Source organism: Pseudomonas baetica (assembly GCF_019733355.1).
GTDB lineage: Bacteria > Pseudomonadota > Gammaproteobacteria > Pseudomonadales > Pseudomonadaceae > Aquipseudomonas > Aquipseudomonas baetica_A.
Genome location: NZ_JAIHLQ010000059.1, coordinates 1 through 17,086, shown reverse-complemented (window position 1 = coordinate 17,086; position 17,086 = coordinate 1). Strand labels below are relative to the sequence as shown.

General features: G+C 58.6%; 10 protein-coding genes and 1 tRNA gene. 4 read left to right on the top strand and 7 right to left on the bottom strand.

The window, feature by feature from the left end:
* Positions 1–55: 55 nt before the first annotated feature.
* The 4 genes from mapR to K5E40_RS31390 all read right to left on the bottom strand — a co-directional run bounded on the left by mapR (position 56) and on the right by K5E40_RS31390 (position 3,744).
* Positions 56–1,465 carry a GntR family transcriptional regulator MpaR gene (mapR, locus tag K5E40_RS31405; RefSeq protein WP_221734071.1) on the bottom strand — a complete coding sequence of 470 codons (1,410 nt, stop codon included), beginning with the start codon at positions 1,463–1,465 and terminating at the stop codon, positions 56–58.
* A gap of 88 nt (positions 1,466–1,553) precedes the next feature.
* Positions 1,554–2,987 (bottom strand): cytochrome c oxidase accessory protein CcoG, encoded by a 1,434-nt coding sequence (gene ccoG, locus K5E40_RS31400; RefSeq protein ID WP_221734070.1) that lies wholly within the window; start codon positions 2,985–2,987, stop codon positions 1,554–1,556.
* A 195-nt stretch (positions 2,988–3,182) separates the two neighbouring features.
* Positions 3,183–3,416, bottom strand: a complete 234-nt coding sequence (locus tag K5E40_RS31395; RefSeq protein ID WP_221734069.1) for a DUF3203 family protein — start codon at positions 3,414–3,416, stop codon at positions 3,183–3,185.
* Between the two features lie 160 nt (positions 3,417–3,576).
* The gene (locus K5E40_RS31390) at positions 3,577–3,744 is read right to left on the bottom strand and encodes a hypothetical protein (protein ID WP_221734068.1); all 168 of its coding nucleotides are present in this window, start codon (positions 3,742–3,744) and stop codon (positions 3,577–3,579) included.
* A gap of 217 nt (positions 3,745–3,961) precedes the next feature.
* Here K5E40_RS31390 and K5E40_RS31385 point away from each other — a divergent pair, with 217 nt between their 5' ends.
* From K5E40_RS31385 to glgB, 3 genes are all read left to right on the top strand, one after another.
* Positions 3,962–5,959 (top strand): alpha-1,4-glucan--maltose-1-phosphate maltosyltransferase, encoded by a 1,998-nt coding sequence (locus K5E40_RS31385; RefSeq protein ID WP_221734067.1) that lies wholly within the window; start codon positions 3,962–3,964, stop codon positions 5,957–5,959.
* 100 nt (positions 5,960–6,059) lie between these two features.
* Positions 6,060–9,401: a maltose alpha-D-glucosyltransferase gene (treS, locus tag K5E40_RS31380; RefSeq protein ID WP_221734066.1), complete on the top strand. Its 3,342-nt coding sequence runs from the start codon at positions 6,060–6,062 to the stop codon at positions 9,399–9,401.
* 2 nt (positions 9,402–9,403) lie between these two features.
* Positions 9,404–11,635, top strand: a complete 2,232-nt coding sequence (gene glgB, locus K5E40_RS31375) for a 1,4-alpha-glucan branching protein GlgB (RefSeq protein ID WP_221734065.1) — start codon at positions 9,404–9,406, stop codon at positions 11,633–11,635.
* A gap of 117 nt (positions 11,636–11,752) precedes the next feature.
* Here the strand turns inward: glgB and K5E40_RS31370 are convergent, their stop codons facing one another.
* Both K5E40_RS31370 and K5E40_RS31365 read right to left on the bottom strand, forming a co-directional pair.
* The gene (locus K5E40_RS31370; RefSeq protein ID WP_221734064.1) at positions 11,753–12,823 is read right to left on the bottom strand and encodes an autotransporter outer membrane beta-barrel domain-containing protein; all 1,071 of its coding nucleotides are present in this window, start codon (positions 12,821–12,823) and stop codon (positions 11,753–11,755) included.
* Positions 12,824–13,427: 604 nt separating this feature from the next.
* Positions 13,428–13,715, bottom strand: coding sequence for a hypothetical protein (locus K5E40_RS31365; RefSeq protein WP_221734063.1), 288 nt, complete (start codon positions 13,713–13,715; stop codon positions 13,428–13,430).
* 350 nt (positions 13,716–14,065) lie between these two features.
* Here K5E40_RS31365 and K5E40_RS31360 point away from each other — a divergent pair.
* Positions 14,066–14,161 (top strand) — tRNA-Sec (locus tag K5E40_RS31360).
* 200 nt (positions 14,162–14,361) lie between these two features.
* On the opposite strand, the gene K5E40_RS31355 is transcribed toward K5E40_RS31360, so the two are convergent.
* On the bottom strand, positions 14,362–16,968 hold the full coding sequence (locus K5E40_RS31355; protein WP_221734062.1) for a hypothetical protein: 2,607 nt from the start codon (positions 16,966–16,968) through the stop codon (positions 14,362–14,364).
* Between the last annotated feature and the right edge of the window lie 118 nt (positions 16,969–17,086).

Here is a 17,086-nt window from a genome sequence, read left to right as displayed (position 1 = left end):
TCTGGCCCCATCGCTGGCGAACCTGCGATGGGGCCCGTTCGATCAACATAAAACCTCAGAACGACCGCACAATCCGCCCCAACGTCTCCATCGCCTTCTCCGAGGGCTCAGTCCACGGGCTGCCGTAATTCAAGCGAATGCAGTTCCGGAACCGCTGGGTCGGTGAAAAAATCGGCCCTGGCGCGATGCTGATGCCTTGCGCCAGCGCCATCTGAAACAACTTCAACGAATCCATCTGCGGTGGCAATTCCAGCCATAGGAAGTAACCGCCGGCCGGCTGGCTGACCCGTGTTTGTGCCGGGAAATAACGGGCAATCGCCGCGAGCATCGCACTTTGCTGTTCCTCCAGCGCATACCGCAGTTTGCGCAGATGCCGGTCGTAGCCGCCGTGTTGAAGATAGTCGGCAATCGCTGCCTGCGCCGGCATCGAGGCGCACAGTGACGTCATCAGCTTCAGTCGTTCGATCTTTTGCGCGTAGCGTCCGGCGGCGACCCAGCCGATGCGGTAGCCGGGGGCCAGGCTTTTGGCGAACGAACCGCAATGCATCACCAGCCCTTCGGTGTCGAAGGCCTTGGCCGGTTTCGGCGCTTGTTGGCCGTAATAAAGTTCGGCGTAGACGTCGTCCTCGATCAGCGGCACTTGATGGCGGCGCAGCAGTTCGACCAGTTCCTGTTTCTTCGCTTCGGGCATGGTCGCGCCCATCGGGTTCTGGAAACTGGTCATGCACCAGCAGGCTTTGATCGGGTGGCGTTCGAGGGTCTGCGCAAGTACACCGAGGTCGATGCCGTCACGCGGATGCACGGGGATTTCCACGGCTTTGAGTTTCAGGCGTTCCAGCACTTGCAGGCTGGCATAAAACGCCGGGGCTTCGATGGCCACCAGATCACCCGGTTCGGTGACAGCTTGCAGGCACAGGTTCAGCGCTTCGAGGGCGCCGTTGGTGATCAGCAGTTCTTCCATCGGCAGCATCAACCCGCCGACCATATAGCGCAGGGCAATCTGCCGACGCAGTTGCGGGTTGCCCGGTGACATGTCGGTGACGACCATGCGCGGGTCCATCTCCCGCGCCGCACTGGCCAGGGAACGCGACAGGCGTTGCAGCGGGAACAACGTCGGGCTGGGGAACGCTGAGCCGAAGGGGACGGTGCTAGGGTCCTTGATCGAGTCCAGCACCGAGAACACCAGTTCGCTGACGTCGACCTCGGTGGAATCGTTGACGTGGCTGCTGATCACCGGCTCCGAGAACGGACTCGGCGCGTGGGTATTGACGAAGTAGCCGGAACGCGGGCGGGCGCGGATCAGACCACGGCGTTCGAGCAGGTAATAGGCTTGAAACACAGTGGACGGGCTGACGCCGTAAGTCTGGCTGGCGTAGCGCACCGAAGGCACGCGCTGACCGGGGCCAAGGACGCCGGAGCGGATCAGTTCAGCGATGTCGTCGGCGAATTTTTCGTAGCGTTTCATCTTGGGTCCGGATTGATTTCATTCTGGAAGACCGCGTTGCCTACATTGGCGAGCAAGCCCGCCAATGGCCGCGCCGCAGTTTAAGGGATCAGCGATTCATCGGCGCCACAAACCTGCTCTTCGACACGCTGTAAACCTCAGGTTCATCGCGGTCGGCAATCTTGAAACTCAGGGTCTGTGAACTGCTGCTCGGGCGTTCCGTGGTCATGGCCACCGACACTGGCACATCGACAATCTCGCCGGGGGCCAGGCTCAGTTCGGTCTTGCCTTGCAGTTGGAAGCCGTCGCCGTCGACCAGGCTCAAGTTGTAGTCCTGGCGCTGTTGGGTCTTGTTGATGACTTTTAGGGTATAGATGTTCTCGATCTGGCCCAGACCGTTTTCGCGGAACAGGCCGCGATCCTTGGTCACGTCCAGCGACACCATCGGCCGCTCGACCAGCGCCAGGGCCAGCGCCCCGATCATCAGCAGCAACACGAGGGTGTAGCCGATCAGCCTTGGCCGCAGCAGGTGGGTCTTGCCACCCTGCAATTCGCGCTCGGAACTGTAACGGATCAAACCGCGTGGGTAGTTCATTTTGTCCATGATCGAATCACAGGCGTCGATACACGCCGCGCAACCGATGCATTCCATCTGTAAACCGTCGCGAATGTCGATGCCGGTCGGGCAGACCTGCACGCACAACTGGCAATCGATGCAATCGCCCAGCCCGGCCTCGGCCGGTTTCACGTCGCGTTTGCGCGGGCCACGGTTCTCACCACGGGCCACGTCGTAGGAAATGGCCAGGGTGTCCTTGTCGAACATCACGCTCTGGAACCGCGCATAAGGGCACATGTGCATGCACACCGCCTCGCGCAGCCAGCCGGCATTGATGTAGGTGGCCGCCGTGAAAAACAACACCCAGAACAGACTGACGCCGCCGATTTGCAGGGTCAGTAGCTCCTCGGCCAACGGCCGGATCGGGGTGAAGTAGCCGACGAAGGTCAGGCCGGTCATCACGCTGATCGCTAGCCACAACGTGTGCTTGGCGGCGCGGCGGGCGAGTTTGTTCAACCCCCACGGCGCGGCTTGCAATTTGATCCGCTGGTTACGTTCGCCTTCGGTGATCTTCTCGCACCACATGAAGATCCAGGTCCACGAGCTTTGCGGGCAGGTGTAACCGCACCAGACGCGCCCGGCAAACACCGTGATGGCGAATAGGCCGAACGCGGCAATGATCAGCAGAGCAGACAGCAGGATGAAATCCTGCGGCCAAAAAGTTGCGCCAAAGATGTGGAACTTACTTTCGGAAAGGTCCCAGAGAACGGCCTGACGCCCGCCCCAGTTCAGCCACACGGTGCCGAAAAACAGCAAAAACAAGAACCCCGCGCCACTCATGCGCAGGGTTCGAAACAGGCCGGTAAAGCTGCGGGTGTGAATCTGGTTATCGCTGGACGCGTTCTTCGCCTTGATTGGGCGACCCGGCACACTTTTTATGTGGGGTGGTTCAACTTCTACGGTTCGGACGGGGATTTGTTCGCTCATGGTCGTTCGCTCATCAGCCTCCATCAGGCCGATGCACTATGAGCGCCGATCTGTTTGCATAACAGGCTCAGCTATTTTAATAAAAAGCGTATCAGATGGCGTTTGTCGGCCTGCCTGCGACAACTTGAAGCAGCCCGTAGGCACAGGCGCAAACCCCTATCTCAGGCGTTTGCGCGCTGTGTTGATCAAGGTCAGTCAAATCACCGAATCACCCTCGTCAGCCTTCAAATGCTTACGCCCATCCTTGGCGCCTGCAACGGTCAATGCGTCGGCTTCTGCTTCGGTGATGTAAATGCGCTGGCCTTCGATCTCCACCGCCGACATGGCTTTCTCGCTGTCGGTGATCACGGTCAAGTCGCCGCACAGGCGGATTTCTTCGCCGTTTTCAGTGCTGAAAAAACAGGTCTGGTTTTCGATTCGAACGGGCATGGGACGGTCCTTTTTCAGAGGTGCCTGAAAGGTTAGGGGGCAGGCTTTGCTGGTCGTTCTGCGCAACCGATTAATGGTCGCCTGCTCATGGCGGCGGTCTTCAACGTGATGCCACGCATCGCAAAACCCTTTGATAGGGATCACCGATGACGGACCGTCATCAATCAGGCGCAACAATCACCGGCGGCATGGTCGTTGGCGGTTCTTCCTTGGCCGGTGGCGTGGTGCCCGGCGGCTCCTGCTCGGGAATCGGCTGGGGCTCGGTCTCGGGCAAAGTGGGTTTGTCGATGTTCGGATCAGGCGTTTCGGCCGGAATCGGGATACTCATCTGATGACCTCCGTGTGGCACATGGCGTGAGAAGTGCTTAAGTGGATTGACCACCTCGCAGCGAATTCGATCCGCTTTTTTGTGCAGGCAAATCCCTGTGAACTTTTCCCGGCGCCGGTCGCTCGGAACTTAAGTGCGTTCATGTTGGGGCAGGTGCCTCGTTGTGAACACTGATCCGGCACAAGAGCGTCCTTGGGGCGTTAAGGAGAGATGCTCGATGACTGCTGAAAAACCTTCTGAACTGAACTACAACCCGCACATGCCGCTGTCGCAAGCTTTGCTGCTGCCGCGCATCGTCATTGAAAACACCATGCCGACCCTCGATGGCGGTCAGTTTGCCGTCAAATCCATTGTCGGGCGCGATGTGGTGGTCACCAGCAAGGTATTCGCCGACGGTCACGACAAGTTGGCGGTGCGCATTCGCTGGCGCGAGGAAGGCAAAGAGACGTGGCAAAGCGAGGTCATGTCGGAGCTGGGCAACAACGGCTGGCAAGGCAGCTTCCGCCCGGAAGATCAGGGCCGTTATCTGTATTGCATCGAAGCGTGGATCGACCATTTCGCCAGTTTTCAGTATGAATTAGAGAAGAAGCACAACGCGGCGGTGCCGGTCTCGCTTGAGCTGCAAGAAGGCCGCAGCATGGTGCAACAGGCTGCCGAACGCAGTGAAGGTTCGCTCAGCGAACAACTCGCGGCGCTGCACCATGAACTGTCCGGCCTGCTCGAAACCGAGCAGGTGGCGCTGTTTCTGCACTCACGCAGTGCGCATTTGATGACCCAGGCCGATCACCGCGCCTATTTGAGCGTGAGCGCCGAATTTCCCATGGATGTCGAGCGCGAACTGGCCGAGTTTGCCAGTTGGTATGAGTTGTTTCCGCGCTCGATCACCGATGACCCCAACCGTCATGGCACCTTTAATGACGTGCACGCGCGGTTGCCGATGATTCAGGACATGGGCTTCGACGTCCTGTATTTCACGCCGATTCACCCGATCGGTCGCGCCCATCGCAAGGGCCGCAACAATTCCCTGAGCGCTGGGCCGCAGGATCCTGGCAGTCCTTACGCGATTGGCAGCGAAGAGGGGGGTCACGAGGCCATTCACTCGCAACTCGGCACCCGCGAAGACTTCCGTCGGCTGGTGGTGGCTGCCGCCGATCATGGGCTGGAGATCGCCCTCGACTTCGCCATCCAGTGCTCCCAGGATCACCCGTGGCTCAAACAGCATCCGGGCTGGTTCAACTGGCGGCCGGACGGCTCGATCAAATACGCGGAAAACCCGCCAAAGAAATATCAAGACATTGTCAACGTTGATTTTTACGCGCCCGACGCGATACCGAGTCTCTGGGTTGAGCTGCGTGACATCATCGTCGGTTGGGTCGAGGAGGGCGTGAAGATCTTCCGTGTCGACAACCCGCACACCAAGCCGCTGCCGTTCTGGCAATGGCTGATTGCCGATGTGCGAGCGCAGCATCCGGAGGTGATCTTCCTCGCGGAAGCGTTCACCACGCCGGCGATGATGGCGCGATTGGGCAAGGTCGGTTACACCCAGAGCTACACCTATTTCACTTGGCGCAACACCAAGGCGGAACTGGCGGCTTACTTCACCGAACTCAATGAATCGCCGTGGCGCGAATGTTACCGGCCGAACTTTTTCGTCAACACGCCGGACATCAACCCAGCGTTCCTGCATGACTCGGGGCGTCCAGGGTTCTTGATTCGTGCCGCGCTGGCGACGATGGGCTCGGGCCTTTGGGGCATGTATTCGGGGTACGAGCTGTGTGAAGCGGCGCCGGTGCCGGGCAAAGAGGAGTATCTGGATTCGGAGAAATACGAGATCCGCGTCCGCGATTTCAACGCCCCCGGCAACATTATTGCCGAGATCGCCCAGCTCAACCGCATCCGTCGGCAAAACCCGGCGTTGCACACCCACCTGGGCCTGAAGGTCTACAACGCGTGGAACGACAACATCCTGTATTTCGGCAAACGCAGCGCTGATGGCCGCAACTTCATTCTGGTAGCGGTCAGCCTTGACCCGCACAACGTGCAGGAAGCGAATTTCGAGCTGCCGCTTTGGGAGATGGGCCTGCCGGACGACGCGACCACCCACGGCGAAGACTTGATGAGCGGGCATCGCTGGGAGTGGTACGGCAAGTATCAGTTCATGCGTATTGACCCGGCGTACCAGCCGTTCGGGATTTGGCGGATAAGCGCTTCCTGAAGTTGGCGAAGATCAGATGTGGGAGCTGCTTTGCCGGCTTCCACAGTGACCAGTTTCTACAGGGAATAATTTGTTTTCCTGAATCGAACAGGAGTTTCACATGGCGAAGAAACCCAAGGCTGCCACCTTTATCAAAGACCCGCTCTGGTACAAGGATGCGGTGATTTATCAAGTTCACGTCAAATCATTTTTCGACTCCAACAATGACGGTATCGGCGACTTTCCCGGCCTGATCGCCAAACTCGATTACATCGCCGAGCTCGGCGTCAATACCATCTGGCTGTTGCCGTTCTATCCATCGCCGCGTCGCGATGACGGCTACGACATCGCCGAATACCGTGGCGTGCACAGCGATTACGGGACCATGGCCGACGCCAAACGCTTTATCGCCGAGGCGCACAAACGTGGTTTGCGGGTGATCACCGAGCTGGTCATCAACCACACCTCCGACCAGCACCCGTGGTTTCAACGGGCGCGCAAAGCCAAACCGGGCTCGGCTGCACGTGACTTTTACGTGTGGTCGGATGACGACCAGAAATACGACGGCACGCGGATCATCTTTCTCGACACCGAAAAGTCCAACTGGACCTGGGATCCGGTCGCCGGCCAATACTTCTGGCACCGTTTTTATTCCCATCAGCCGGATTTGAACTTCGATAATCCGCAAGTGATGAAGGCCGTGCTGTCGGTGATGCGTTACTGGCTGGACATGGGCATCGACGGTCTGCGCCTCGACGCGATCCCGTACTTGATCGAACGCGACGGCACCAACAACGAAAACCTTCCGGAAACCCACGACGTCCTCAAGCAGATCCGTGCCGAGATCGATGCCAATTACCCCGACCGCATGTTGCTGGCCGAAGCCAACCAATGGCCGGAAGACACCCAGTTGTATTTTGGCGATACCGACGCGCACGGCTTGAATGGCGACGAATGCCACATGGCCTTTCACTTCCCGCTGATGCCGCGCATGTACATGGCGCTGGCTCAGGAAGATCGCTTCCCGATCACCGATATTTTGCGCCAAACCCCGGAAATCCCTGCCAACTGCCAATGGGCGATTTTCCTGCGCAACCACGATGAGCTGACGCTGGAGATGGTCACCGACAAGGAGCGCGATTACCTGTGGAACTACTACGCCGCTGATCGCCGGGCGCGGATCAACCTCGGCATTCGTCGGCGTCTGGCGCCGTTGATGGAGCGTGATCGCCGCCGGGTCGAGTTGCTCAACAGCCTGCTGCTGTCGATGCCGGGCACGCCGACCCTGTATTACGGCGATGAAATTGGCATGGGCGACAACATCTATCTTGGCGACCGCGACGGTGTGCGAACGCCCATGCAGTGGTCCATCGACCGCAACGGCGGATTCTCCCGCGCCGACCCGGCTAGCCTGGTGTTGCCGCCGATCATGGACCCGCAATACGGCTATCTGTCGGTCAACGTCGAAACCCAGGCCGGCGACCCGCATTCGTTGCTCAACTGGACGCGGCGCATGCTCGCCGTGCGCAAGCAATCCAAAGCGTTTGGCCGTGGCACGTTGAAAATGCTCTCGCCGAGCAACCGACGGATTCTGGCTTATACCCGCGAGTTCACCGACGCCGATGGCAAACACGAAATCATTCTCTGCGTGGGCAACGTGTCGCGCAGCGCCCAAGCGGCGGAGCTCGATCTGTCGGCCTACGTCGGCATGGTCCCGGTGGAGATGCTCGGCGGTAACGCCTTCCCACCCATCGGTCAGTTGAATTTCCTCCTGACCTTGGCACCGTACGGTTTCTACTGGTTCGCCCTCGCGGCGGAAAACCAGATGCCGAGCTGGCATGTGGAACCGGCGCAGAGCCTGCCGGACTTCACCACCCTGGTGCTGAAAAAACGCATGGAGGAACTGCTCGAGGCGCCAGCCCGCGCGACCCTGGAGCAAGGCATTCTGCCGAGCTGGCTGCAAAACCGCCGTTGGTTCGCCGGCAAGGATGCCGCCATCGACAAGGTGCATCTGGCCTACGGCGTGCGGTTCGGCGACGCCGAGCATCCGGTGCTGCTCAGCGAGATCGAAGTCACCAGCGGCGGCCAGACCCACCGTTATCAACTGCCGTTTGGCTTTATCTCAGAGGATCAGGTCGGCGCGGCGCTGCCTCAGCAACTGGCATTGGCCCGCGTGCGTCGGGTGCGTCAGGTCGGTTTGATTACAGACGCATTCAGTCTCGAAGCGTTTATCCGCGCCGTATTGCAGGGCATGCAGAACAACGCAGTGCTCGAATCGGCTGATGGCGAAATCCGCTTCGCCCCGACACCGCTGTTGGAAACACTGGCGCTGGGCAGTGAATCCGAGGTGCGTTATCTGTCGGCCGAGCAATCGAACAGTTCGGTGGTCATCGGCAACAGCGTAGTCCTTAAGCTGATCCGCAAAGTCGCTTCTGGCGTACACCCGGAACTGGAGATGAGCGCTTACCTGACCGCTGCCGGATTTGCCAATATCTCCCCGCTGCTGGGTTCGGTGATCCGCCGCGATGCGAAGGGCGAAGACAATCTGTTGATGATCGCCCAAGGCTATCTGAGCAATCAGGGCGATGCCTGGGAATGGACGCAAAACAACCTCGAACGGGCATTACGCGATGAGCTGGCCGATGCCATGTCCGAGCAGGAACAGCATTACAACGCCTTGGGTGAGTTGAAGGATTTTGCCGGGATGCTCGGTCAGCGCCTGGGCGAAATGCATCAGGTGCTGGCGGCGCCGACCGACAATCCCGACTTTGCACCGCAAATCAGTACGGCCAAGGACATTCAGGCCACCGGTAAGGACGTCGCCGCTCAGGTCGAACAGGCTCTGAAACTGCTCAAGCAGCATCAGGGCGAACTCAGCGCGGCGGATCAGAAGCTGGTTAAACGACTGATCGACGAGAAAAAAACCATCCTTGCCCATGTGCAGGATCTGGCGAAAAAAGCTGTCGGCGGTTTGCGGATCCGTGTCCACGGTGACCTGCATTTGGGTCAGGTGCTGGTGATCAAGGGCGATGCCTTTCTGATCGATTTCGAGGGCGAACCTGCACGGCCATTGAGCGAACGTCGCGGCAAACACAGCCCGTACAAGGATGTCAGCGGTGTGCTGCGTTCTTTCGATTACGCGGCAGCCATGACCATCAACGTGCACAACGTCGACCACAGCCCCGAATCCGAAGCATCACGTCATCGTGTTGCGGATCGCTATTTGCAGGAGGCGCGAGAGGCATTTGTTCAGGCATATCGCCGGGCGGCAGCTAGTCTTGATCATGCTTGGCAAGATCCTGAAGGCGCCGACGCCGCATTGGCGTTGTTCGGCCTGGAGAAGGCGGCCTATGAAGTGGCCTATGAAGCCGAAAATCGCCCCGCGTGGCTGCCCGTGCCGTTGCACGGTTTGTATGGGTTATTGACGGGGCTTAAACCCTTTTCCGATCTTGGTGGAGAGTAGTCATGAGTTTCTCGAACAAGGAACAGGGTCAAGTCAAAGAAGCATTGCTGCCCACGGCGAAGGATATCGACGCCTTGGTCCGTGCTGAGCATCACGATCCGTTTTCCATTCTTGGCCCGCACGGCGATGGCGCCGGCGGACAATTCATTCGGGCTTTTCTGCCCGGCGCGTTGAATGTTTCGGTGCTGGACAAAGAGACCGGGCAAGAGCGCGGCGCGCTTGAGCAGACTGAAACGCCGGGGCTGTTTGTCGGCCACTTCGATCAGACACGGCCGTATCAATTGCGTACCCGTTGGGCCGGTGGCGAGCAGGTGGCGGAAGACCCCTACAGCTTAGGTCAGTTGCTGGGCGAGATGGATTTGTATCTGTTTGCCGAAGGCAATCACCGCGACCTCAGTTCGTGCCTCGGCGCGCAACTGACCACTGTGGATGGCGTTGAAGGCGTGCGATTTGCCGTGTGGGCGCCGAATGCCCGACGGGTCTCGGTTGTCGGTGACTTCAACGTCTGGGACGGGCGCCGGCACCCGATGCGCCTGCGTCATCCGTCCGGGGTATGGGAGTTATTCATCCCGCGCCTGCAAGCGGGGGAGTTGTACAAATACGAAATTCTTGGCGCTCACGGGATTCTGCCGCTCAAGGCTGACCCGATGGCGCTGGCCACCAGCCTGCCGCCGGACACCGCATCGAAAGTCGCTGCGCCGCTGCAAGTCGACTGGCAGGATCACGACTGGATGAGCGGCCGTCGCGAGCGGCAGCAACATTCGGCGCCGCTGTCTATTTATGAACTGCACGCCGGTTCCTGGCAGTGTGAACTGGATGATCTGGGTGAAGTGGCGCGCCAGTACACCTGGCCGGAATTGGCAGAGCGATTGATTCCGTATGTGAAGGAACTGGGTTTCACCCACATTGAGTTGATGCCGATCATGGAGCACCCGTTCGGTGGTTCCTGGGGTTATCAGTTGTTGTCGCAATTTGCGCCGAGCGCCCGTTACGGCACGCCGGAGCAATTCGCCGAGTTCATCAACGCCTGCCACCAAGCGGATATCGGCGTGATTCTCGATTGGGTACCGGCGCATTTCCCCACCGATACCCACGGCCTGGCGCAATTCGACGGCACCGCGCTGTACGAGTACGGCAATCCGCTGGAGGGTTTCCATCAGGATTGGGACACGTTGATCTACAACCTCGGGCGCACCGAAGTACACGGTTACATGCTGGCGTCGGCGCTGCATTGGTTGAAGCATTTCCACATCGATGGCCTGCGAGTCGATGCGGTGGCTTCGATGCTCTATCGCGACTATTCGCGCAAGGCTGGCGAATGGGTACCGAACCGGCATGGCGGGCGTGAAAACCTCGAAGCCATCGACTTTCTGCGGCACTTGAACGACGTGGTCGACCTGGAGGCCCCGGGTGCACTGGTAATCGCCGAGGAATCCACGGCGTGGCCGGGCGTCAGTCAGAGTACGCAGCAGGGCGGTCTGGGCTTTGCCTACAAATGGAACATGGGCTGGATGCACGATTCGCTGCATTACATTCAGCAGGACCCGGTGTACCGCGCCCATCACCACAATGAGTTGAGTTTCGGCCTGGTCTACGCCTGGTCCGAGCGTTTCATTCTGCCGATCTCCCACGATGAAGTGGTCCACGGCAAACACTCGTTGATCGACAAGATGCCCGGCGATCGCTGGCAGAAATTCGCCAACCTGCGGGCTTATCTGAGTTTCATGTGGACCCATCCTGGCAAGAAGTTGCTGTTCATGGGCTGCGAGTTCGGCCAGTGGCGCGAGTGGAATCACGACCAACAGCTTGATTGGTATCTGTTGCAGTATTCCGAGCACAAAGGCGTGCAGAAACTGGTGGGCGACCTCAACCGTCTCTATCGCGAAGAGCCGGCATTGCACGATCAGGATGACGCGCCGCAGGGTTTCCAGTGGTTGATTGGCGACGATGCGATCAACAGCGTTTATGCCTGGCTGCGTTGGAGCAAGGACGGTAAGCCCGTGCTGGTGGTGGCCAACTTCACCCCCGTGCCGCGTCATTCCTATCGTGTGGGTGTGCCGTTCGCCGGGCGTTGGAGCGAGTTGCTCAACAGCGACGCTGATACCTATGCCGGTTCCAACTATGGCAACGGTGGCGGGGCGTTTACCGAAGAAGTACCGAGCCATGGCCAGGCGTTGTCGCTGGAGCTGAATTTGCCGCCGCTGGCGGTGTTGATCCTCAAGCCTGAGGGTTGAGCCCACACCGAGTCGCTGCCTTCGCGAGCAAGCCCGCTCCCACAGAGGAATGCATTCCAGATGTGGGAGAGGGCTTGCTCGCGAAGGTGTCAGCTCAGACGCCGGGAAACCGAAGCCTCACCAACGCATCCGTACGCCGAGACTGCCAATCAAGCCATTCAAATCATTGTCATCCACATCACTGCTGTAATCGGCACTCACATACAGGCTCACCGCCGGCGTCACCCGAGCCACCAGCCCCAGTCCCAACTCGACGGTCGATGATTTGCGGCTGCTGCTGATCTTGTCGACCTTATCCAGAGTCACCGTGCTGCCGGTATAGACCGTGTGCCAGAGATTGGTGCGCAGGTACGGCTCGACCGGCAGACCACTCAAGTCATAGCTGCCTTTCAAGCGTGCTCCGACGCGGCCGCTCCAGGCTGAGAGGTCTTTGGATGTTGCGTGGCCTGAGCCAGCGTTGGGGGTGTCGAGGGTGATGCGCTGATTGACCAATTGCGCCTGGGGTTCGATCACCCAGTTTTCACTCAAACCAATCGGGAAACCGCCTTCGACCGAGAACGTCATGGCGCTGCCTTCTGTGGCCTGCCGCGCACCTCGTTCATCGCGGCTGAATCCGCTGACTCGTCCACCGCTGGCCGACAAGTCGACGTGCCATCCCCGCGCACCGATCAGGCTGTAATAGGCGCCCAGGCGCTGGCCTTGCAGGTTGAGGGAGTCGGTGGTCGGGTCGGCCAGGGCGCGGCTGATGATTTGCCCGTTGCCATTGGCTTGAATCTGGTTCGGGCCGCCCATCAGGCCGATTTTCTGCGTAGGGCCGTCGCCGCTTTGCAGAATCAGTACGGCGGGGCCCTTCCAGTCAGAGCCGCCGGGCATCGCGAAACCCGAAGACAACACATCGGTTTGCGCCTTTCGGGCACTTTGTCCGTAGAGCAGGTCCCAAGCGCCTGGCGCGAGTTCTTCGGTGATCAGCCTCGCAATTTGCCGATCAGATAGGGGATTGAACCGTTGCCGGTCCGGGGTGATGACCGTCGCAGGCAATGTGATGACGGGTACGTTCTCTCGATACCACGGTGTCGCTTCATCCGCCGCAGGGGCTGCCTGCGCCTCCATGGATGAGCACAGCAAGAGAAAACTCGAGACTGTGCAGAAGGTGATTTTGATCTCGCGTGGGGTGATTGAAGTTCTCATGGAGGCCTACCTTGCAAGCGCATGCGGCATCTCGATGTGGCGTCTCTCCTACCCCGAACGAGGGGTGACCGAATGGAGCGGGCAGATCCATGGCCGCTCGATTTCGCGAGTGTCCGATGGTTCGGCCCGGAGGGTTATTCCGGGGGTAGTAAGGTAGAGATAAGAAGAACCACAAGCATGCGTCAAGAAATTGATCGATGAGTGGTCGGTGTTATTTGGGTTGCGCAACTATTTGTTTATTTGAAAATAACCAAGTAGTTGTTTGTAGGAGAGAACGAGGAATACCCCCCGATGCATAGACATTTTATTACCGACGGAAGGTTTACCAACTGATCCGAATCCCGACATTTCCAGACAAGCCGCGCAAGTCGTTGCTGTCAATATTGCGACTGTAGTCAGTTCTGGCGTAGACACTTATGGCGCGATCAAGGGTCAATACCACATTCGAATACACCTAGCTGACGGGATAAAGTGCTTTTGCATACAACCGTCTACCACCCAGCACTACGGTGATCGTTTTCTCCCATAAGCCCGTTGTGGCATGCGCTGTTGCCGATCCCTTGGACACTGCACTCGCACCTTTGCCGTCAAAGACCTCGACTACCTAGTCCCGGCTGGCTTTGCCTTTGAATTGCAACGTGGTGCTGACGGTGGATGTGCCCTCGGGTACTTCTTCGTTGTGTCTATCCAGAACGTTATCCAGCGTCGGTACCACCACGGGTACGATAGTCAGCGTTCGGGCCGCCGATTCTGGACGCGAACCGTACAGCGCCCGCCCTGTGAAACTGTGCGCGGCCACGCTCAGCCTTTTTATTTCCTGTTCCCACTTGCCATCGCTGGTGTCGAGGGTGACGCCGTTGTCGGGTATCGGCACTCCCTTGGAGTCGGTCACCAAGATGATGGCTGGCGTTATTACCGCCGAATAGGTCAGGGTTCTGCCGGTCGATGCCTGACCGATGCCATCGGTCCGCTTTAGCCGTGCACGAGCAAGTCCCGGGGGACCCGATCACTGAAGTAATCAGCGACCGATCCACAATAGAACCCGCCACCAAGGCGCACAACCCGGCGGATTCTGGCGTAGCTGTAGGCAATGGCGCAAGAATTTGTAGCCTTGAAGGCGTGTCTGGAGGTGTCTTTTAAACACCTGCGTTTAAAATGCAAAAGATCGGAAGATTGTCTGGGTGAAAACTTGGTCTATCCCTATTAGCCGTCCTAGCCCACGCCGACGGGCAATGAGTTCAAAGAAGGCAATCGCGCCCGGTGGCGCGGCCGAGCTTCAAACGCGGTCGGGGACGGCATCCGATCCCGGACAGGTTCGACGCCGGCTGCCTTCCGCCAGTTTTCCCCAAAACAAAAAATCGTAACCTTCGGCAACTTCTACACAGTTATCTGAGCCGCCGAAGGCTGCGACCTTTTAGTCTAAAAATCGGAAAACGTGGTCTGGCCCCGTTTAACATCCCGTTTAACACTGGCGTATCGGTAGGCAATGGGGCAAGAGTGTGCAGCCTCGGGGGCTTGTCTCAAGATGTCTTTTAAACTCAACCGACGAAGCAGATGTTTCCAGCTGGATAATTTCCTGTCTCATGATAGTAGGTAACGTACAGCCCCAACCAGTTTCCTGGCGGAGGCTGGACTTGTAGGGCATATCCCGATTGGGGCGAGATAGCGGAAGATGCCCTCCATGTTTCTGCATATCCCAAGGTACTGGTGTACTGAGTGTTCATTGCCAGATGGTGTTGTTCGTTAGGCTCAATCCCGCCGAGAGATGAGACCCATGATCTATATGCAGCCGAACTCATCGGCGTCCTACTGAAACGTGCCGTGACAGTTCGAGTGCTTGACTTAACATTGATTGTTTTCGATTGGCCACTACTGTCCTTGATTGTGATGGTTGTGTTGCCGGGAATGTGACTTCGGATTTTTCCTAGACTATCGACGCTGGCGACCTGCGGGCTGAATGATGTGAACGTATAAGGAGGTTCTCCTCCGGTCGCAGGGCGATTTACGAATGTCCCTCCTGGATCGCCTCCTGCGCTGACCCATGGGAGTCCGGATCCAGCGATCGATATTCTGAGTCCAGTAAGTACTACGTCAGAATCATCCACGATGAGTTCTGCAGTACCTTCCTTTACGGTCATTGTCCTGACTGCCGACTCTGCGGCCGAACCGTACAGCGCCTTTGCTTTGAAACTGTGCGCGCCCACGCTCAGGCCTGTAACGGTTAATGTCCAGATCCCTGTTGCTTGATCCGTGTCGGGTTGACCTTTGGACGTGATGCCATCGAGGATATCGACTTTCTGGCCCTTGGCGGCGCTGCCGGTCAGAGTCACGGCCGTTTCCGCGGTGGTGCCGCCCGGTGGGATTTCCACGCCGCTCGGCGAGCCTTTGACCGAGGTGATCGTCGGTGCGGTGGCGGCTGTAACGGTCAGTAACCGAACATTCGAATACACCGGGCTTACGGCATAAAGTGCCTTTGCATATAACCGGCGACCACCCTCCGGTACGGTGATGGTTTTCTCCCAATCGCCTGTCGCTTCATGGGCGGACGCAGTGCCTTTGGACACGGCGGACCCACCGTTACCGTCAAAAATCTCGACTGCTTGGCCTTTACTTGCCTTGCCTTTGAGTTTCAACGTGGTGCTGACGGTGGTCTTGCCCTCGGGCACTTCTACGTTGTTACCATCCAGTACGTTGTCCAGCGTCGGGGCGACCAGGGCCACGACAGTCAGTGTCCGTTCCGCCGATTCAGCGCCCGAGTCGTACAGCGCCTTGGCTTTGAAGGTATGAGCGGCGATGTTTAGGCCCGAAACCAGCAATGTCCATTCGCCGGACGTCGCATCGGCGTCGGCTGTATCTTTGCGCGCGCCGTCGACGAATACATCGACTTTTTGACCCTTGGCGGCTTTACCGATCAGGGTCACGGCGGTTTCCACCGTGAGGGCGTTGTCGGAGATTTCGACGCCGCTGGGGGAACCTTTAACTGAGGTAAGGGTTGGTTTCACATCCTCCACAGCCTTGACGTTATAAATACGCTCCGCAAATTTCACCGCGTAAATATCACCGACATGACCACTAAGCCCAGCCCTGAAGTCCATCCTCAACTCACTGCCGTCCTTCAGCTCTTTCAGGTCCTTGAGGGGGAGCTCGTGGGTGTAAAAACCCTGGCTGATCCATGTAGGGGTGGTTTGCGAAAAAGGGCTCTCCAAGAATGTTTTGTCATAGACGTCGCCGTTTTTCTTGGTGCCTATGACATCCAGCCATACGTACTGCAAGAGCGCAATCAGCGGCCAGCTGTTCACGCGCATGGTGGCGTTGCCGGTCAGTGCGCCGACGTCGAACTGAGGACCAGCGCCGTTGTTGGCTGCCTGGGTGATCAATGGTATTCCCATTCTCGGATCGTCATCGGCAATCGGCAACACCGCCAACTCCCGCGTTCTCGATTCTTCCGGCTTATTGCTGCCACGAATCATCGTGTAACTCACCGTCACCGGTTTGCCCAGGTTGAAGGCAGTCACTGAAACGGCCAACGGAATCTCTTGCGGCCCGACGGTGGTCACCGGCCACTGGGCGGTCGTGTGCGAGCCGCCAGCGGGGGTGCCGGTGGCGCCGGTCCAGGTCACGATGATCTTGTCGTCCTTGAGCATGCCGGTGTAGCCGACCACGGCGGTGAGTGTGGTCTGCGCCTGGAACGGATCAAGGCTGGTGCCGTTCGGCGCTTCTTTGATATCCGGTTCTTTCAGATCCAGCGCCACCCCGACGCTGAACACCCGCGCATTGGCATAACTGGTACCGCCCACCGCACGCTTGATGAAATACGAGGCTGACACCGTGCCGCCTTCGTTGCCCTTGATCAATCCGGCCTTGATGGAAAACGGCACTTCCTTGCCGGCGGTGAAATCGCTCAAGGTGACCGAATCGCTGGCCGTGCCGGTTTTCGAGCCGGCCCATTCCCAGATCACCTCGTCGCCCTTGACCGTGTCCAGATAGATCACGGTCAGGGTGGTGCCGTCGGTGTCGGCGGGCAGGGCGCCGTCGATCAGGCCTTGTACTTCAGGTTCTGGCAGTTCCAGACGCGGTTCGCCGACTTGCAGGATATCGGCGTGGATGGATTCGCGAATGGCATGGCTGGAGCTGATCCGGTCCATCTCTTTAAGCACTTTGCTATCGATCTGCAGTTGGTAGTACAGCTCCAGTTTGCCGCCCTTGATCGGGGTCAGGTGCAGACCGGGAACGTTGATTCGCAGCGGCTCTTTGGCATCGATA